The sequence below is a fragment of the Neorhizobium petrolearium genome (assembly GCF_029854435.1).
Classification (GTDB): Bacteria; Pseudomonadota; Alphaproteobacteria; order Rhizobiales; family Rhizobiaceae; genus Neorhizobium; species Neorhizobium petrolearium.
The window spans coordinates 1,125,548-1,144,872 of record NZ_CP123000.1; the positions used below are offsets into that span (position 1 = coordinate 1,125,548).

The window sequence follows — 19,325 nt, forward strand, 5'->3', positions numbered from 1 at the left end:
CCTCTCTATTGACAGGTGGGATAGCAGGTTATTTTATTGCTCAGATGTCAGACCAATTTTCGCCTTATGAGTAAACTGTTGATCTCCGCGCTGCCGCCTGTCGATCGGGCCCGCCAAGTCGGCGAGGCGCTCGCCGATTACGTGGAGGGCGCTGATCTGAAGGCCGGCGACCGGTTGCCGGCCGAGCGGGAGCTGATGGCGGCGCTTGGTGTCGGACGCTCGACCATCCGCGAAGCGATGCGCCGGTTCCAGGCGCTTGGCGTCATCGAATCGCGAAAGGGAAGCGGCAATTATCTGCTGAAGCCTATCTCCAGGCGCACGATCCACATGCCGTTGTCGCTCGATACGGCCAATCTTCGCGATGCGCTGTTGCAGACACTGCAGGTGCGCAGGGGGCTTGAATGCGAGGCCGGCATGGTCGCGGCGCGCATGCGGACTTCTGCTGATCTTAAGATCATCGAAGCGCGTCTCGAGGAAATGGAGCGGGTCCATCACGCCAAAGGCGCTTCGGGGCCGGAGGATCTGGCGTTTCATCTGGCTGTCTACGATGCCACTCACAATCCGCTCTTCCGTCAGTTGCTCGAACAGATGCGCGAAACCTTCGAGCGTTTTTGGAGCCATCCGTTCGAACGTTTCGACTTCGCCCGCCGGTCCTTTCCTTACCACCGGACCCTGTTTAACGCGATTGCCGCGCAGGATCCGGAAGCGGCACGCAGCGAAACACTGAAAATCCTCAAGATCGTCGAAGAAGATATCAAGGAAATGTCCAAATGAATGACGGCTTGGAACAGTTCGAGTTCGCCTCGCTGATCACGGCCCACGACGACGGCAATTACGCCGAGGCGGTGGTTCCCCCGATCTTTCAGACGTCGCTCTTCACCTTCTCCGATTTCGACGACATGATCTCGGCCTATCGCGGCGAAAAAGTGCGGCCGATCTATACGCGCGGGCTCAATCCGACCGTGCGCGCATTCGAGGAGATGCTTGCAAAGCTCGAGGGTGCGGAAGATGCGCTCGGTTTTGCAAGCGGCATGGCGGCGATCTCGTCCGCTATAATCAGCTTCGTTGAGCCAGGCGACCGGATCGTTGCCGTCAAACACGTCTATCCCGATGCATTCCGGCTGTTCGGCACGATCCTCAAACGAATGAAGGTGGAGGTGACCTACGTCGACGGCCGTGATGAGGAAGCGGTTGCCAAGGCCCTGCCGGGCGCGAAGGTCTTTTACATGGAAAGCCCGACAAGCTGGGTGATGGAAGCTCACAATGTCGGTTCGCTTGCCGAGCTCGCAAGGAAGCACGGCGTGGTTTCGATGATCGACAACAGCTGGGCAAGTCCGTTCTTCCAGCGGCCGATCACGCTCGGCGTCGATCTCGTCATTCATTCGGCCTCGAAATATCTCGGCGGGCACAGCGATGTCGTCGCGGGCGTCGTCGCAGGCTCCAAGGAGATGATCGCAAGGCTAAAGGCCGAGGCCTATCCCTATCTGGGTGGCAAGCTTTCGCCCTTCGATGCGTGGCTCCTGATCCGCGGGCTTCGGACGCTGCCGCTTCGCATGAAGGCGCATGAGGCAGCTGCACTCACCATTGCCCGCCGTCTTCATGAACTCGACGTGGTGGCGCAGGTGTGTCATCCGGGTCTGGCGAACCGCCTTCCGGTAGGTCTCAACGGCACCTCGGGTCTGTTCTCGTTCATCTTCCGCGAGGGCGTCGATATCCGCGCCTTCGCCGACCATCTCAAGCTCTTCAAGCTCGGCGTCAGCTGGGGCGGCCACGAAAGCCTGATCGTCCCGGGCGAAGTGGTGCTGCAGCAGAAGGCCCAGCCGAATTCCGCGCATGCCTTCGGCATCCATGCGCGGTCCGTGCGCCTCCATGTCGGCCTCGAGGGAACAGAGGCCCTGTGGAGCGATCTTCAGGAGGCGATTGCCGTCGCCTCCTAAAGCATCAACCGATAACAACTGGGAGAACGACAATGAAAACACTCGTAACAACTGCGCTTTTCGCGACGTTGATGGCAGGCAGCGCGATGGCCGATACAACCCTTAAGTTGGTCGAGGTGATCACCAGCCCGGAACGCACCGAGACGCTGAAATCGATCGTCGGCAAGTTCGAGGCCGCCAATCCGGGCGCCAAGGTCGAGATCATCTCGCTGCCTTGGAACGAAGCCTTCCAGAAGTTCGCGACCATGGTATCGGCAGGCGACACGCCGGATGTGATGGAGATGCCGGATACGTGGCTGTCGCTTTACGCCAACAACGGCATGCTCGAAAGCCTCGAGCCCTATCTGGCAAAATGGGAGCACACCAAGGAGCTGACGCCGAGGGCGCTCGAACTCGGCCGCGATGTCAACAAGACTGCCTATATGCTGCCCTACGGCTTTTATCTGCGGGCCATGTTCTACAATAAGAAGCTGCTTTCCGATGCCGGTGTTACAACGCCGCCGAAGACGATGGACGAGTTCGCCAAGGCCTCCGAAGCGGTCTCCAAGCTGCCGGGCAAATACGGCTACTGCATGCGCGGCGGCCCGGGCGGCCTGAACGGCTGGATGATCTTCGCCGCCTCGATGGCCGGCGACAACACATACTTCAAAGAGGACGGTACCTCGACTATGAACAGCGAGGGCTGGACAAAGGGCATCGAGTGGATGGTCGATCTCTACAGACAAGGCTATGCGCCAAAGGACAGCGTCAACTGGGGCTTCAACGAAGTGGTCGCTGGCTTTTATTCCGGAACCTGCGCTTTCCTTGACCAGGATCCGGACGCGCTGATTGCGATTGCCGAGCGCATGAAGAAGGAGGATTTCGGGGTCATTCCGCTGCCGAAGGGGCCGGACGGCAAATCCTTTCCGACGATCGGCTATGCCGGCTGGTCGATGTTCTCGACGACCAAGAACAAGGATTTGTCCTGGAAGCTGATCGCAACGCTTGAAGGCAAGGAAGGCAATCTCGAATGGAACAAGAAGATCGGCGCCCTGCCGGCCTATACGTCCGCGGAAAAGGACCCATTTTACGCCGGTGATCAGTTCAAGGGCTGGTTCGAGGAACTCGCCGATCCGGACACGGTCCCGACCGTAATGCCGACCTATCTCGAGGAATTCGCCTTCTTCAAGGATTCGCTCGCAATCAAGACGTCCCAGCAGGCGCTTTTAGGCGACATCACCCCAAAACAGCTGGCCGATCAATGGGCAGAATATCTGACCAAGGCGCAGCAGAAGCACCTCAAGAAATGAGACGAACTGGAAGACCGGCAGCGTCAACGACGGCCGGTCTTCCGCCAGATCAAGACGGCGAAAAGCCGCGAAGGGGAAATCCTGTCCATGATGATTGCTGTCGGCACCAGGAACGGACATCCCGTCCGAAAGCCATGGTTGACGCGTTTGGCTGATGCCTCGGAGCCCTATCTCTACAGCGCGCCGTCGCTGATCCTCATCGTCGCGGTCATGCTGGTGCCGCTGGTCATCGGCATCTCCTACGCCTTCAGGGATATCCAGCTCCTCAACCCCTTCTCGGGAGGGTTCATCGGCATCGAGCATTTCCGCGCGCTTTCCCATGATGCGGCCTTTTACGGGGCATTGAAGAACACGCTTTGGTGGACGGGCGCTTCCGTCCTCCTGCAGTTTTTCTTCGGGCTCATCCTCGCCCTGCTATTGGACAAGCCGTTCTGGGGCAGGGGCCTCGTCCAGGCGCTGGTCTTCCTGCCCTGGGCGGTTCCCTCCTTCCTCGCCGGTCTCAACTGGGCCTGGCTCTTCAATCCGGTGATCGGACCGATACCGCACTGGCTTTTCGGGCTCGACGTGATGTCCCAGCCAGGCAACATCCTTTCTGATCCGCAATATGCGATGTGGGGGCCGATCGTTGCGAATGTCTGGTGGGGCATTCCATTTTTCGCCATCACCCTGCTTGCCGCGCTCCAAGCAATCCCACGCGATCTTTATGAAGCCGCATCGATCGACGGCGCCAACTGGTTCCAGCGGTTCTTTTCGATCACCCTGCCGTTCCTTGCACCGACGATCGCCATCACCGTATTGCTTCGCACGGTGTGGATCTCCAATTTTGCGGACCTGATCGTCGTGATGACCGGTGGTGGGCCCGCCGATCGGACCCAGATCGTCGCAAGCTATATCTTCACCCAGGCCTTCAAGGCGCTCGATTTCGGCTACGCATCGGCGATCGCGCTCGTGCTGCTCGTTCTTTTGCTCGCCTATTCGATGATCATCATCCTGCTGCGGCAGACTTTGCTGAACAAGGATTGAACCCATGAAGCAATCCCTTCTGCTGATCGTCGCGCATCGCCTCGCGATCCTCTGCTACATCGTCTTTGCGCTTTTCCCGCTGTTCTGGCTGCTGAAAGTATCGGTGACGCCGAACGATCTTCTCTATTCCGAGGGCGTGCGGATGTGGCCCTCGCGCGCGACATTCGACCATTATTCCTTTGTGCTGCGGCACAGTGCCTTTCCGACCTTCTTCAAGAACAGCCTGATCGTATCGGGATCGACTGCCGTGCTCGTGACGGTCTGCGCGTCGCTTTCGGGCTATGCGCTCTCCCGCTTCAGCTTTCGGGCGAAATACTGGATCGTCGCGCTGATGTTGCTGACCCAGATGTTTCCGCTGGTCATGCTGGTCGCGCCGATCTTCAAGATTCTGTCGCCGCTCGGCCTCACCAACAGCCTGACAGGACTGGTGGTGGTCTACACCGCGTTCAACGTGCCCTTTGCCACCTTCCTGATGCAGTCTTTCTTCGACGGCATCCCGAAGGAACTGGAGGAGGCGGCGATGATCGACGGGGCGACGAAGTTTACGGCCTTTCGGCAGATCATCCTGCCGCTTACGCTGCCCGGCATCGCCGCGACGCTCGGCTTCGTCTTCACTGCCGCCTGGAGCGAACTGCTTTTCGCGTTGATGCTGATCAACGGCAACAACGCGGCCACCTTCCCGGTCGGGCTCCTGACCTTCGTTTCGAAGTTCTCAGTCGACTTCGGTCAGATGATGGCTGCCGGCGTGCTGGCTCTCATCCCGGCCGGACTCTTCTTCCTTCTCATTCAGCGTTACCTCGTCCAGGGCCTGACGGCCGGCGCGGTCAAAGGGTAGTCAAATGGCATCCATTGAGATCGAAAAACTCGAAAAGTCCTACGGCCATGTCTCCGTGCTGCATGGCATCGACCTCGATATCCGCGACGGGGAGTTTGTCGTGCTGGTTGGCCCGTCGGGCTGCGGGAAGTCGACGCTGCTCAGAATGATCGCGGGGCTGGAGGACGTCAGCAGGGGCGAGATCCGCATTGCCGGCAACCGCGTCAACGACCTGCATCCGAAGGACAGGGACATTGCCATGGTGTTCCAGTCCTACGCGCTTTATCCGCATATGAATGTTGCGGGAAACATGAGCTACAGCCTGCGCCTGCGCAAGGCGACGAAGGAGAAGATCGGTGCGGCCGTTGCCGGCGCTGCCGCAAAGCTCGGCCTGGAGCCACTCCTCGAACGGCGGCCGAAAGCGCTCTCTGGCGGGCAGCGCCAGCGCGTCGCGATGGGTCGCGCTATCGTTCGCCAGCCGAAAGCCTTTCTGTTCGACGAGCCTTTGTCCAACCTCGATGCCCGGCTGCGCGAGCAGATGCGCGCCGAAATCAAGAAGATGCATGCCGACCTTAAGGCGACCTCGATCTATGTGACCCATGATCAGATCGAGGCGATGACGCTCGCGGACCGCATCGTGGCCATGCATGGCGGTGTGGTGCAGCAGGTAGGCAGCCCTCTGGAGCTTTACGATCGCCCCGCGAACCTTTTCGTCGCCGGTTTTATAGGCTCGCCTGGAATGAATTTTCTCGACGTAACCTATCGCGGCGGCGCGCTCAGACTGAAAGACGGAAGCCGCGTTGCCGACAGCCCGCCTGTCGCTGTTCAGGAAGGAAGTGACCTAACGCTTGGCATTCGACCCGAGCACCTGACGATCACGACCGATAGCGGTGGCATATCGGCCGAGGCCGAGCTGGTGGAGCCGACTGGCTTTGGCATCATCGTGCATCTGACGTTGCACGGAATGCCGGTGAAGGTGTTCACGCTGGACCGACAAGCATTGGCAATCGGCGGGGAAATCAAAGTGTCTTTCCCGGTCCAGCACATTCATCTGTTCAACGATCAAGGTAGCCGGATCGGATAGCTGTCCGAGCGATATTCCACGTCGAAAATCGACTGCCGGAAGGTCCGGCTGGCTACTCTAGGGGAATTCCGGCAGCCTCAGCCAACCAAAGGTACACTCCAAACCTGAGACGGGTAGCGATCCACCCACGCGCCCGCGGCCCCGGTCGGGTCATGCTACGCTGGCTTCATGCCTGGTGCGAACCCAATCCGGCAGCCAGTCGCCATGGGCGGCCAGAAGATCGTCGACCAGGGACCAGATCTGATCGAGATCGAGTTCGGCCGCTGTATGGGGATCCATCATCGCCGCATGATAGATATGCTCGCGGTTTTGCGTCATCAGCGCTTGCACCGTCAGTTCCTGCACGCTGATATTGGTGCGCATCAGCGCCGTTAGCTGCGGCGGCAGTTCACCGACATAGGTCGGCTGGATGCCGGAGGCGTCGACAAGACAGGGAACTTCCGCCGCGCAGTTTGCCGGTAGGGAGGTAATACAGCCGTTGTTGCGCACATTGCCGTAGATCACCGAGGGTTCGCCGGTCCAGACGGAGTTGATGATCGAGGAAGCATATTCTTTCGAAGGGTTGACCTCGATTTTATCGGCGCTTCGATAGGCCGCGGCCTGATCTTTCCAGCGCTCTATCTGCTCTATGCAGCGTTTCGGATATTCATCGAGCGGTATGCCGAACCTTTCAATGAGGTCGTCGCGTCCCTCCTTGATGAAATAGGGGGTGTATTCCGCGAAATGTTCCGAACTTTCCGTGACGAAATAGCCGAGCCGCGTCAGCATCTCGTAGCGAACCTTGTTCGGGCAGCGCGGGTTCCAGCCGGGCTTCGGCGCCCTGCCTTCGCGATAGGCTCGAAGTAGCTCGGGATAGAGGTTCTTGTAGGAACCGTCGGACTGCCGATGCTCGAACGTCAGGAAGAAGGCCATGTGGTTGATGCCGGCCGATCTATAGCGGATCTCTTCGTAGGGGATGTCGAGGTCATGCGCCAGCTCCATTGCGGTCCCCTGAACCGAATGGCACAGGCCGACCTGCTTGATGTCCGGATATTTTTCCGCGATCGCCCAGGTGTTGATCGCCATCGGGTTCACGTATTGCAGCATGATCGCGTTCGGGCAGACGACGCGCATGTCCTCGCAGATCCGCCACAGATGCGGCACGGTGCGAAGCCCGCGCATAATGCCACCCACACCAAGCGTATCGGCAATGGTCTGCCGCAGCCCATATTTCTTCGGCACTTCGAAATCGGTGACCGTGCAGGGTTCGTAACCGCCGATCTGGAATGCGACGACGACGAAATCGGCGCCGGCCAGCGCCGTCTTCTGGTTAGAATAGGTCTCTGCCGTCGCTTTGACACCCAGCGTCGAGATCAGCTTGTTGACGACAATTGCGCTCTCCTCGAGCCGCTGTGGATTGATATCCATGAGTGCGATGGTCGCGCCCGAGAGGGCGGGTCGCTGCAGAACGTCGCCGATGATGTTTTTCATGAAGACCGTCGAGCCGGCTCCGATGAAGGCGATCTTGGGATAAGCTGCCATGTATACCTCCGGTATCGGCATTTAGGCGACCTCGAAAGCGGCCCTGACGAGCCGTTTCGTATAGGCGGTCTTGGGATGGGTGAGAATGTCGTCGACAGGCCCTTCTTCGACGATCTTGCCCTGCTGCATGACGATCACACGATGGCAGAGGGCCCGCACGACCTTAAGATCGTGCGAGATGAAAACGTAGCTCAAGCCGCGTTCGTCCTGCAGCTTGCGCAACAGCTCGATGATTTGAGCCTGGACGGAAAGATCGAGCGCCGATGTCGGCTCGTCGAGCAGGATAAACTCGGGTTCCAGTGCAATCGCGCGGGCAATTGCAATGCGCTGGCGTTGCCCGCCGGAGAATTCATGGGGGAAGCGAGACAGAATATTTCCCGGCATGCCGGCGGCTGAAAGGGCCGCGTGTACACGTTCGAGGCGCTCAGCCTTGGTTGCTCCGAGCCCGTTGATAAACAGGCCCTCGTCGATGATCTGGCCGATCGTCATGCGTGGGTTGAGCGAGGCGAAGGGATCCTGAAAGACGATCTGCATGCGCGCGCGCAACGGCCGCATTTGCGCCCTGGAACGGTTTTGGATCGACATGCCGTCAAACGTGATCTTTCCGCCATCGGGCGTGTTGAGTCGCACCAGTGCCTGACCGAAGGTCGTCTTGCCTGAGCCGGATTCGCCGACGAGGCCGAGCGTTTCATGCCGCCTAAGCGTAAGGTCAAGGCTGTCGACGGCCACCAGTTCGCGAAGATCGGGTTTAAAGAAGCCTCCGTGACGCAGCATGAAGGACACGCGAACGCTTCTGGCCTCCAGTATGACATCCGAGCCCTTCGGCAGCGGATTGGCTTGTCCGCGGGGCTCCGAGGCAAGCAGTTGCTTCGTATAAGGATGCTGAGGATCGGCGAAGAGCTGCTCTGTCAGATTGTGTTCACGCATTTCGCCATGCTGCATCACATAGACGTAGTCGGAGAACTTGCGCACGATCGTCAAATCGTGAGTGATGAGGATGACCGCCATCTGCATCTTTTTCTGGAGATCGCGGATGAGATTGAGGATTTGCGCCTGCACTGTCACGTCGAGAGCAGTGGTCGGCTCGTCGGCAATCAGCACGTCCGGTTCGTTCGCAAGCGCCATGGCGATCCCTACGCGTTGCCGCTGACCGCCTGAAAGCTGATGAGGATATTGCTTCAGGCGCGCCTCTGGATCGGGGATCTGGACCTCATTCAGAAGCTCCAGCGCACGGGCTTCCGCCCGCTTCCGGCCGATTCTGCGGTGAACCCGGATTGCCTCCACGATCTGGCTGCCGATGGTATAGATCGGATTGAGTGAACTCATCGGTTCCTGAAAGATCATCGAGATGCGATTGCCGCGCAGCTTGCGGCGGGCCTTTTCGGAAAACTTCAGGACATCGTTGCCGTCATAGTTGACGATCGAGTTCGGTGAGACGAGAGCACGCTTGGACAAGAGGCCCATGACCGTGCGTGCGGTCACCGACTTGCCCGAGCCCGATTCCCCGACAATCGCGACCGTTTCGCCGCGGTAGAGCTGGAAGGAAATGTCGTTGACTGCCTGGATGGTGCCATGCTCGACCTTGAAGCTTACGGCGACATTGCGCGCGTCTATTACGGGAAGGCCGGTGTGGCGGCCATGATCGTGCCGGACCGGCGGGGCGAAAGTCGGGACGAGAGAAAGAGCCATCTTCATCACCTCAATAGGGATCGACCGCGTCGCGCAGGCCGTCGCCCAATGCGTTGAAGGCAAAGACGGTCACCAACACGAAAAAGACCGGCGAGAGAATCCAGGGATAGCTTCCAATCACGGAGTAATTGGCTGTGTCCTGCAGCATCAAGCCCCAGGAGATCAGCGGCGGCTTGACCGCGAAGCCGAGAAAACCGAGGAAGGATTCCAGAAGAACCACGCTTGGGATATGCAATGTCACGGCAACGATGACATGGCTCATAACGTTGGGAAGGATGTGCTGAAAGATGATGCGCCGGTCGGTAGCGCCGACTGCGATTGCCGCGCGCACGTAATCGATGCGGGCCAGCGCCATGGTCTTGCCCCGCACTTCGCGCGACATCTGTGCCCAGCCGAGGGCCGACATCACGATGATGACGAAGCCGAGGAAGACATTGGTTGGCGCGGTGATGGGAATGAGCGAAGTGAGAGCAAGGTAGAGCGGCAATTGGGGAAAGGCGAGAACCAGTTCAACGAAGCGTTGGATCCAGACATCGAAGCTGCCGCCGAAATAGCCGGAAATCAGGCCGACGCTCGTGCCGATGATGGTGACGATCGCAACGACTGTAAGCGCGATCATCAGCGAAATTCGCGAGCCGATAAGCGCCCGTGACAGGACATCGCGCCCGAACTTGTCGGTGCCAAGCAAATGCACCGGCTCCCCGTCCGTCGTGCCGAGGAAGTGCCGATCCGTAGGAATGATGCCGAAGAGCTTGTAATCCCAACCCTTTACGAAGAAGCCGAGATAATGCGGATTGTCGTAATCGGGCCCGACGATCGGCTGGAAGGTGATCGGATCGAGCTCGTCGGATTCGGCAAGCGCGTACACCCGGGGCGGAAAGGAAAGATTGCCGTCCTTGTCATGAAAGCTGATCATCTGCGGCGGTGCGAATCCGACATTGGTCGCCTTCGGGTCCATCGGCGCGAAGAAATCGGCGAAGACGGCCATCATGATCAACAGGGCGACGAGTATGAACCCCATCATACCTGTCCAGGATCGCTTCAGACGACGCCAGACGAGCGCAGTATAGCTTTCGTTGTGTTCCGGCGTATTTGGGGTGACTTCTTCCTGCGACGATGGCGGTGCGGAGATAAAGGCGAACATATCAGGCTCCCGCGAACTGACGGACCCGCGGATCCAGGAGGGCAAGCAGCATATCGGCGATGATGTTGCCGATGATGAGGGTGGCCGACAGCACCATCATAAAGGTCGCCGTGACATAGACATCGCCGATCGCCATGGAGCCAACAATGGCCGGGCCCACCGTTGGCAGCGCAAAAATGATCGCCGTCTCGATCTCCCCGGTCAGCATGTATGGAAGGACCACGCCCTGGTACATGACGAGTGGATGAAGCGCGTTGGGCACGGCGTGCTTCATGACCACGGCACCTGCGGACAAGCCTTTCGCCCGGGCCGTTTCGACATATTGGGCGTTCAGGGTATCGAGCAGATTCCCGCGCATGACGCGCATGTTGTAGGCCAGCCCGCCAAAGGTGGCGATCGCTACGACCGGCCAGACATGGCTGACGAGATCGACGAATTTCGCCAAGGACCATGGCGCCCCGCCATATTGCGGGGAAAAGAAACTGCCGATTTCGGAGACGTTGAACTGGAAGACAAGCAGATAGACGATGATCAGCGCCATCAAAAAGCGCGGCACCGTCATGCCAAGAAAAGCCACTCCAGACAGCAGGTTGTCGACCCAGGTATATTGCCGTGTCGCAGCCCAGATGCCGAAGCCGATGCCCAATAGCGACGCCAGCAGGTGGCAGACCAGCGCCAATGCGAGCGTGCGCGGCAACCGTTCGCCGACGACATCTGCGACAGGCTTGTTGTAATACATGCTGTGGCCAAAGTCGCCTTCAGTAACGATGCCTTTGATCCAATTGAGATACTGAATGATGATTGGTTTATCGAGGCCATGCTCGGCACGGTAGGCCTGGGCTTGCGCTTCGGCCTGCGCGTAAGAGGCGCCACTTTGATTTATGAGCTGGGAGCGGATGTAATCGGCATAGTCACCCGGCGGTGCCTGGATGATCGCAAATGTCACCACGCTCAGGATGAAGAGAACGGGGATGGCGGAGACTATACGCACCAGCAGGAATCGTAGCATGAGAGGGTCCGCTTCTCCTGGCAGCCGAATATCCGTGACTGCTTTGTTGGTTCCGCCGGCCGCGCGCCACGACGCGCGGCCGGATTTGCGTCACTGGAAGGAGGGGAGGCGTTAGTTCGTCGGGCCCTTGTCACCGGGTTTTCCAGGCAGCTGTTCGGGGAAAAGCTCGTATTTGCCTTGGCTCTCGGCCGCGACCCAGAGCCGTTCGCGAATGACGGAGTCTTCGGCCCAGTTGAACATGAAGATCGGCGTGCCTTGCGGCACGTTCGAGAAGCGCTTGTTGATGATCAGAGCGCCTGGATATTCCGTCAGGCCGACCGTATCGACATGCTGCGTCGCCGCCTTTTGATACTGCTTCATCAGGCTGACGCGCTCATCGTTGTTTTGGCTTGTCTGGAACTTGGCGATAAGGCTCACAAGCTCCTTTTCATAAGGCAGCAGATCGACGCTACCATCTTCGCCTGCGCGGTGATGCCAGCTCGTGCGCGGGCCGACAGGGGCGAGCTGTTCGGTGTTTTGAACAACCGAAGCGAGTTCCGGCGTGCTTCGTTGAATCAACCAGTCGAAACGTCCGCTATAATGCGCATCGTCGCGCTTGGGGCCGTCGAGGGCATTGAGGATGACCTTGATGCCGGCCTTTTCCATCTGACCGATCACGCCTTCTGCAAGGCTCTTATCAGTGGCATAGCCATTATTCACGAGAAGCACGATTTCGAGGTTCTTGCCGCCTGCCGTGCCGGACGGGAAGTTTAAGATCCCATCTCCGTCCGTATCCTTGAGCCCAACCTTGGCGAGCCGTGCCTTGGCGCCCTCGAGGTCATAAGGGTAATAGACGGTGGAGTTGCGGTCGTAGAAGCTGGTGCCGGAGGAAATGCCGCCCGGATAGATGGCAGTGAAAGGACCCTTAACGAGGGAATCACCGATCGCCTTGCGATCAATCGCCATGGTGATCGCCTTTCGGAAGTCCTCGTTGCGATTGAGTTCGCGGATTGCCTGTCCACGTGCATCCGGCCTTCCCCAGCCGTTGCCGGAGAGGTTCATACGCAGATTATAGCCGATCAGCCGTGGTCCGAAGGCGAGACGGGCGGGTGCAGTCTTCTCGGCCGCCCGTTTGAGCGAGGCGACGAAATTTTCTGGCTGTTCCAGATTGGAGAAGTCTGCGGAGCCGGCGACCGCCTGCACGTCGCGATCTGCCCACGTCGACAGCTTGTAGTGGAGTTCGTTTAGATAGGGCAGCTGATTTCCCTTTTCGTCCACCTTCCAATAATAGGGATTGCGCCGCATGACGATGATATCGTCGGGACGATATTCGACCGGTACCCATGCGCCCATCACCGGCATGTTCAAAAACTCGGGCGGGAAGGCGTTCTTGAACTGCTCGTAGGTATTCTTCGAATATTTCGGATGCTGCGGCTTGAGGATATGCGACGGCCCCGGGCAGAAGTTCGGATAGGCCATCGTGTAGAGATACTGTTTCGGAAAGGCCTCTTTGAAAGTCCATTCGACGGTATAGGCGTCGATTTTGCGGAGTGTTGTCCCTGTGCCGAATGCTTCCGGGGAGGCGCCTCCGCCAAGCGGCGAGACGTTCGGATCGATGACCTCATCCTCCCAATAGAACATGAGGTCATCAGCATCGAAGGGATCGCCATCCGACCATTTGGCGTTTTCAATCAGGTGCATGGTCAGCTTATGGCCATCAGCCGACCATTCCCAGCCTTTGGCGAGGTTTGGTAGGGGTTCGGTATCTTTCGCCTCGACCTGAAACAGGGGAGCCGTGCGGGTCAGGCACTCGGAGAGCCCGATATCGATCCCACCCCAGCCCTGGGTCTGGCCTGCGCCATAGTTCCATCCCTCGGGGCGTCCGCCGATGACGTGGCGCAGCGCATCGCCATAGACGCCGATGCCGTCGGGCATGTTATCCGTCTTGAAGACCAGCGGTTCCTTCGGCAAGCGATCCTTGACCGGCGGCAGCTTTCCGGCGGAGACGAATTTCGTCGTCACCCATTCTGGTTCGTGATACTCGGGGAGCGCCTTGAACTCCAAAATGGAGTCCCGTGACACATGCTTGATCTTGCCTTCTGCCGGAAATTGCGGCGGGACCGGCGGTGCCGTCGGTTCGGACGCATGCGCGCCCATCGCCACGGCTGAAACACCTAATGCCAAGCCGGCCAGACTGCCGATGTTTCGCAAACTGCTCATCGTCTCTCCCTCTTTTGCCGGAGCGCCGGTGGCTGCTCCATCTTCTCCGTACGATCGTGGCCAAGCCTCCACGTGATGGACTTCCTCCAAAAGCTCCATCTCAGCCCATGCCCACGTCGGCATTTCACACGGCCTGCTTCAGCATCTCCTTTTCTGTGCGCAGTTCATCGATGGAACGCACGCTGCGGCGAGCAGCACCCGCCCAGTCGCGGGTCCTCACGGTAGAGCGAGCAAGCCGTTCCTTGGCGGCAGGTACGGCATCGGCATATTGCGGCAGCCAACGGGCTTCAGCGACCACCATCTCGTCTACCATCTGCCACACCTCCTCCGGCGTGCAGACCGCGCCGACCAGCGGGTCATGCAGGACAGCGAGTTTCAAAAGTTCGATATCGCCGTTGATGGCCGCATGCACCGACATGCGTTGTACATTGATGGAAGACGTGCATGTTGCCGCGCAGGCTTCTGGCAGGGTGATCCCGGAGACCATGTTGATGCCGAAGCGATCGACGAAGCCTGGCGACTCGATAATCGCGTCGTCTGGTAAATTGGTGATCACGCCGTTGTTCTTGACGTTGAAATGGCCACGGTAGACCCGGCCGGTCTCCAGCGCCTCGATGATGTGGCTCGCGTGCTCATTGGAGCGTTTGGTCGGATCGATCGGCTTTTCGGCGGATGCGAGGAAGCTGGGAAACTCCGTTTCGAACCAGTTGCGGGTTTCGGTCGAATGGCGCAGATAGCCGCCGGTCTCTCCGTGGATCCAGTCGGACATGTCGATCCATCTGACGATCTCCTCGGGGCGCTTGCGATACCAGGGCAGGTATTCGGAAAGATGGCCATTGCTTTCCGTCGAGTAGATGCCGAAGCGCTTCAGCACGTCGATCCGGAGCTTCTCCTGCTGCGAATAGACGGGGTGCGCTTCGAAGGCGGAAATCAGTTCGTCTTTGCCGATTCTGCGGCCGTCGAGCCGCAGGTCGATGAACCATGTCTGGTGGTTGATGCCGGCGCAGACATAGTCGAGTTCCTTTACCGATTTCGCGCCCAGAACTTCGGCGATCTGTTCGGCACCGTGCTGAACTCCATGGCAAAGTCCGATGGTTTCGACCTTGCCATATTCGATCGCGGCCCAGGTATTCATCGCCATCGGATTGGCGTAGTTCAGGAATCTTGCCCCGTTTTCGGCGACGTCGCGAATGTCCTTGCAGAAATCCAGGATGACCGGGATATTGCGCTGGCCGTAAAGAATGCCGCCGGCGCAGATTGTATCGCCCACGCACTGGTCGACGCCGTATTTCAGGGGAATGCGAATGTCTTCCGCATAGGCTTCCAGGCCGCCCACCCGAACACAGCTGATGATATAGAGTGCGCCCTCCAGGGCCCGTCGCCGGTCCGTCGTTGCAGTGACTCTAGCCGGCAGCCGGTTGGACGCAACGACCTTGTCGAGGATAGCCTTGATCATCTCAAGATTGTGTTCGCTGATGTCGGTCAGGGCAAATTCGGCGTCCTGAAATTCCGGCACGCAGAGGATGTCCGTGAACAGCTTTTTGGTGAAGCCAACGCTGCCTGCTCCGATAATAGCGATTTTGAAACTCATGAGCTTCCACCTCGATTACGTCCCATGCCGGGAAGAGGTCAGATGAAGGAAGACAGGCTGCATGACAGCGAATGTCGTCCAAAAGTGCCGAATTTACGGGCATCTTTCCCCCAGGCCGTGTCGCGGCCCGTGACCTCTTCCTCTTCCCGACGCAAGATTATGCGGATAAAACAGGTGCCGACCAGAGAAGGATTATGCTTTCGAGGGTAATTTTGTGCTGTCGAATTTGATTGCCAATGGACAGACGATGCGAACGGTGTCGCTGCCGCGCGGGCGCCAACGCCTGCATGCCATGCCCACCAGCACCGGCTATGAGGTCAGGGAGAATGAAATCTATGACTGGGACGGGCGCAGGCGCGGCCAGACGCCCTTCACCGTACTCCAGCACACGATTCGCGGCACGGGCAGGCTGCGCTACCAGAGCAGGAGTTACAGGCTGCAGGATGGCGACACGCTTCTGGTGCTGGTCCCGCACAACCATCGATATTGGCTGGAGAAAGGCGACCGCTGGGAGTATTTCTGGATCTCGATGAATGGCGAAGAGGCGCTGCGCATCCACAAGATGGTTCTGGCCTTGGCCGGTCCGGTTCTGCGGCTTCAGCCGGCCACGATCGATCATCTTGCCGATTGCAGTCTTCGATTGATTGAGGGCGCAACTCCGACACCGGGAGCCGCATCCGCCATCGCTTACGAAGCGGCGATGGCCCTTTACGACGATGTTTTCGGCTCGCCCGCCTTTGTCGCTGAGCAAAGTTTCATGCAGCCGGTGATCGACTACATCAATGCCAATCTGGAAAAGCCTCTTCCGGTGAGTGATTTGGCTGCCATCGTCGGCCTAAGTCGCGCGCATTTTTCTCGCAGCTTTTCCGAAAGCGAGGGAGTGCCGCCGGCCGAATATGTCCTGCAGCAGCGCCTGCAGCGGGCCGCAAAACTGCTCACCAAGGGAGATTTCCTCCCGGTGAAGGAGGTCTCGATGATGTGCGGCTTTCAGGATGCCAACTACTTCGCCAAGGTGTTCCGCCGCGTCTATGCCATCACGCCAACGGAATTCAGGACCACCGGCATGTATGCCAGCGTTGGAAAGCTGAGGTGATGGAATTGGGCGACGATCCAGTCGGCACAATCAAACGGATGAGCCAACAGCGGAAAGCCTGCGAAGAAGACGAGGTTCGGCCCCGGATTAACAGGCCTTGTTCGGCCCGCAGTCCGCATGCGGACCCGTGAAGATGCCGCTTCCGCTTCGTGCCACCTGACGGCCCTGTTCGCCGCCGAGGACGAGCTTTCGGCTTCCCCCTCATTCCGGGGGAATGTTCAAAGTTCCCCGGAAAGACTGAGTGGGCTTGCCCCTTCGCGGTGGCAACCGCCGCCGCCAGAGCCAGAACGCCACGGTTGGACGACAGCATGCTGCCGTCGAAAGGTGCGGCGACCGGTTTGCCGTCGACAGATGACAAACCGCTCAACTGCAGGTTAAGATTGTTTATGGCCCACGTGGTCTCCGGGATCATTTCAATGGCTTGCGTCACATCCGCCAAGCCACTGCGAGTTTTTTAAGTTTGGTGGTGGACGAAATAACGTAAGCTTGATGCCACCTTTCAGTGTCAATGTGACATGAATTAATGGAAGTGATGCGTCGATAACCGATGCATTTCGGTAGAGGGACATGATGAGTGAAAATTCGAATGGCAACGGCAAGGTTGCATTAATTACCGGCGTCACCGGACAGGATGGGGCCTATCTTGCCGAACTGCTGCTAGACAAGGGCTATACCGTCCATGGCATCAAGCGGCGCTCCTCGAGTTTCAACACCAATCGCATCGAGCATCTTTATGAAGATCCGCATGTGGAAAATCCGCGCTTCATCCTGCATTTCGGCGATATGACGGACTCGACCAATCTCATCCGCATCGTGCAGGAAACCCAGCCGGATGAGATCTACAACCTTGCCGCCCAGAGCCATGTGCAGGTCTCCTTCGAGACGCCGGAATACACCGCCAATGCGGACGGTATCGGCACCCTCCGTTTGCTTGAGGCGATCCGCCTCCTGGGCCTGACCAAGAAGACCCGCTTTTATCAGGCTTCCACCTCGGAGCTCTACGGCAAGGTGCAGGAAGTGCCGCAAAGCGAGACGACGCCCTTTTATCCGCGTTCGCCCTATGCCGCCGCCAAGCTTTATGCCTACTGGATCGTCGTGAACTACCGCGAAGCCTACGGGATGCACGCTTCGAATGGCATCCTGTTCAACCACGAAAGCCCGATCCGCGGCGAAACTTTCGTCACCCGCAAGATCACCCGCGCGGCGGCCGCCATTCATCTCGGCCTTCAGGATCGGCTTTATCTCGGCAATCTGGATGCCAAGCGCGACTGGGGGCATGCGCGTGAATATGTGCGCGGCATGTGGCTGATGCTGCAGCAGGACGAGCCGGACGATTACGTTCTGGCGACTGGCGAAACGCATACGGTGCGGTCCTTCGTGGAGAAGGCCTTTGCGAAGGTCGGCATGCCGGTCGAGTGGCGCGGAGAGGGCGTCGATGAAAAGGGGTATGACGCGACATCCGGTCAATGCGTGATCGAGATCGATCCGCGCTATTTCCGTCCCACCGAGGTCGACCTTCTGATCGGCAATCCGGCCAGGGCGCATCAGAAGCTTGGCTGGAGGCATGAGACCAATCTCGACCAGCTGGTTGCCGAAATGGTGCGGGAGGACCTGAAGGTCATGGCGCGCAACGTGCCGTCTGCGGGGGGCAATAAGGGGCTTGCCCATGCCTGACGTGATCTATGGCCTTGCCGGAAAGAAAGTCTATGTCGCGGGTCATCGCGGCATGGTCGGCTCGGCGATCGCCCGCCGTCTGGCTTCCGAAGGCTGCACGATACTGACGGCCACGCGCGCTGAGGTCGACCTTACGAGGCAGGAAGAGGTGGAGGAGTGGATGAAGAAGAACCGCCCGGATGCGGTCTTCCTTGCTGCGGCAAAGGTCGGCGGCATCCTTGCCAACGATACCTATCCGGCCGATTTCCTCTACGACAACCTTATCCTCGAAGCGAACGTCATCCATGCGGCTCACCGGGTCGGCGTGGAGAAGCTGATGTTCCTCGGTTCATCCTGTATCTATCCGAAATTCGCCGACCAGCCGATTGTCGAGGAGGCATTGTTGACAGGCCCGCTGGAGCCCACCAATGAGTGGTATGCGATTGCCAAGATCGCCGGCATCAAGCTGTGCCAGGCCTATCGCAGGCAGCATGGTCGCGATTTCGTCTCGGCCATGCCGACGAACCTTTATGGTCCCGGCGATAATTTCGATCTGAAATCGAGCCACGTCATGCCGGCACTCATCCGCAAGGTCCACGAAGCGAAGGTTAACGGGTTTCCTGAGATTACCCTTTGGGGCACCGGCACGCCGCGCCGTGAATTCCTGCATGTGGACGATTGCGCAGACGCCTGCGTCTACCTGATGAAGAGCTATTCGGGCGACACGCACGTCAATGTGGGGTCTGGAGAGGACATCACCATCCTCGAACTGGCCGAACTCGTCTGCGAGATCGTCGGTTTCGAGGGGAAAATTGTCCACGATCTTTCCAAACCGGACGGTACGCCGCGCAAGCTGATGAGCGCCGAAAAGCTGCAGCGCCTGGGTTGGAAGCCGAGGATTGGGCTCAAGGACGGGGTTGCGGATGCCTACGGTGCGTTCCTGAAAGGCGCGTATCTGGTGCGTAAGCATGGAGATGCAGCGTAATGGCTGTGAGACTGCAAACAGAAACCGCCTCCAATTCGCCCGACAGCCCAGTTTAGGGTCGCCAAGCGAGTAGGTAAATGCAAAGGCGTTGGCGCGTGATGAGGGGCGCTTGTTTGTATATCCTTTCGCCTGATCTGTCGGGTCCAACAGGCGAGATGCCGCGGCTCCGAGCTCTGGCCGCGGGCCGGCGATAGTCGCTTGCTTCGTCATTGCGGCATTCATGCCAACCCTGGTGCTTGCGCGCCAGGACCCGGCGCTTTTCGGTAGCCCGCCTGAGGCGAAGAACCGCAAGGC

Annotated in this window: 15 protein-coding genes; 9 read left to right on the forward strand and 6 right to left on the reverse strand. The window is 58.9% G+C overall.

Features of this window, described 5'->3' with window-relative positions:
- Positions 1 to 66 precede the first annotated feature (66 nt).
- The 6 genes from QEO92_RS05770 to QEO92_RS05795 all read left to right on the forward strand — a co-directional run bounded on the left by QEO92_RS05770 (position 67) and on the right by QEO92_RS05795 (position 6,147).
- Positions 67 to 774, forward strand: coding sequence for a FadR/GntR family transcriptional regulator (locus tag QEO92_RS05770; protein WP_037154504.1), 708 nt, complete (start codon positions 67 to 69; stop codon positions 772 to 774).
- Positions 771 to 1,937 carry a PLP-dependent transferase gene (locus QEO92_RS05775; protein ID WP_227702458.1) on the forward strand — a complete coding sequence of 389 codons (1,167 nt, stop codon included), beginning with the start codon at positions 771 to 773 and terminating at the stop codon, positions 1,935 to 1,937. Before QEO92_RS05770 ends, QEO92_RS05775 begins: the two co-directional genes overlap by 4 nt.
- A 32-nt stretch (positions 1,938 to 1,969) precedes the next feature.
- Positions 1,970 to 3,226, forward strand: coding sequence for an ABC transporter substrate-binding protein (locus tag QEO92_RS05780; RefSeq protein ID WP_037154500.1), 1,257 nt, complete (start codon positions 1,970 to 1,972; stop codon positions 3,224 to 3,226).
- 87 nt (positions 3,227 to 3,313) lie between these two features.
- Positions 3,314 to 4,249 carry a carbohydrate ABC transporter permease gene (locus QEO92_RS05785; protein WP_037154498.1) on the forward strand — a complete coding sequence of 312 codons (936 nt, stop codon included), beginning with the start codon at positions 3,314 to 3,316 and terminating at the stop codon, positions 4,247 to 4,249.
- Positions 4,250 to 4,253: 4 nt separating this feature from the next.
- A complete protein-coding gene (locus QEO92_RS05790) occupies positions 4,254 to 5,084 on the forward strand; it encodes a carbohydrate ABC transporter permease (RefSeq protein WP_037154495.1) in 831 nt (276 codons plus the stop codon).
- A gap of 4 nt (positions 5,085 to 5,088) precedes the next feature.
- Complete coding sequence (locus QEO92_RS05795) at positions 5,089 to 6,147, forward strand: ABC transporter ATP-binding protein (protein WP_227702459.1); 1,059 nt, start codon at positions 5,089 to 5,091, stop codon at positions 6,145 to 6,147.
- Positions 6,148 to 6,297: 150 nt separating this feature from the next.
- Here QEO92_RS05795 and melA (QEO92_RS05800) read toward each other — a convergent pair whose 3' ends face one another.
- The 6 genes from melA (QEO92_RS05800) to melA (QEO92_RS05825) all read right to left on the reverse strand — a co-directional run bounded on the left by melA (QEO92_RS05800) (position 6,298) and on the right by melA (QEO92_RS05825) (position 15,300).
- On the reverse strand, positions 6,298 to 7,668 hold the full coding sequence (gene melA / locus QEO92_RS05800) for an alpha-glucosidase/alpha-galactosidase (RefSeq protein WP_227702460.1): 1,371 nt from the start codon (positions 7,666 to 7,668) through the stop codon (positions 6,298 to 6,300).
- Positions 7,669 to 7,689: 21 nt separating this feature from the next.
- On the reverse strand, positions 7,690 to 9,357 hold the full coding sequence (locus QEO92_RS05805) for an ABC transporter ATP-binding protein (RefSeq protein ID WP_037154536.1): 1,668 nt from the start codon (positions 9,355 to 9,357) through the stop codon (positions 7,690 to 7,692).
- A 10-nt stretch (positions 9,358 to 9,367) separates the two neighbouring features.
- A complete protein-coding gene (locus tag QEO92_RS05810; protein ID WP_037154490.1) occupies positions 9,368 to 10,501 on the reverse strand; it encodes an ABC transporter permease in 1,134 nt (377 codons plus the stop codon).
- A 1-nt stretch (position 10,502) separates the two neighbouring features.
- On the reverse strand, positions 10,503 to 11,510 hold the full coding sequence (locus tag QEO92_RS05815) for an ABC transporter permease (RefSeq protein WP_227702461.1): 1,008 nt from the start codon (positions 11,508 to 11,510) through the stop codon (positions 10,503 to 10,505).
- A gap of 111 nt (positions 11,511 to 11,621) precedes the next feature.
- Positions 11,622 to 13,709, reverse strand: coding sequence for an ABC transporter substrate-binding protein (locus tag QEO92_RS05820; RefSeq protein WP_265105670.1), 2,088 nt, complete (start codon positions 13,707 to 13,709; stop codon positions 11,622 to 11,624).
- A 124-nt stretch (positions 13,710 to 13,833) separates the two neighbouring features.
- The gene (gene melA, locus QEO92_RS05825) at positions 13,834 to 15,300 is read right to left on the reverse strand and encodes an alpha-glucosidase/alpha-galactosidase (RefSeq protein ID WP_227702462.1); all 1,467 of its coding nucleotides are present in this window, start codon (positions 15,298 to 15,300) and stop codon (positions 13,834 to 13,836) included.
- Between the two features lie 214 nt (positions 15,301 to 15,514).
- Here melA (QEO92_RS05825) and QEO92_RS05830 point away from each other — a divergent pair, with 214 nt between their 5' ends.
- The 3 genes from QEO92_RS05830 to fcl all read left to right on the forward strand — a co-directional run bounded on the left by QEO92_RS05830 (position 15,515) and on the right by fcl (position 19,031).
- Positions 15,515 to 16,393 carry an AraC family transcriptional regulator gene (locus QEO92_RS05830; RefSeq protein ID WP_227702463.1) on the forward strand — a complete coding sequence of 293 codons (879 nt, stop codon included), beginning with the start codon at positions 15,515 to 15,517 and terminating at the stop codon, positions 16,391 to 16,393.
- 570 nt (positions 16,394 to 16,963) lie between these two features.
- A complete protein-coding gene (gmd, locus tag QEO92_RS05835; RefSeq protein ID WP_407720924.1) occupies positions 16,964 to 18,067 on the forward strand; it encodes a GDP-mannose 4,6-dehydratase in 1,104 nt (367 codons plus the stop codon).
- Positions 18,060 to 19,031, forward strand: a complete 972-nt coding sequence (gene fcl, locus QEO92_RS05840; protein WP_227702465.1) for a GDP-L-fucose synthase — start codon at positions 18,060 to 18,062, stop codon at positions 19,029 to 19,031. The genes gmd and fcl overlap by 8 nt, the downstream gene beginning before the upstream one ends.
- Positions 19,032 to 19,325: the final 294 nt, after the last annotated feature.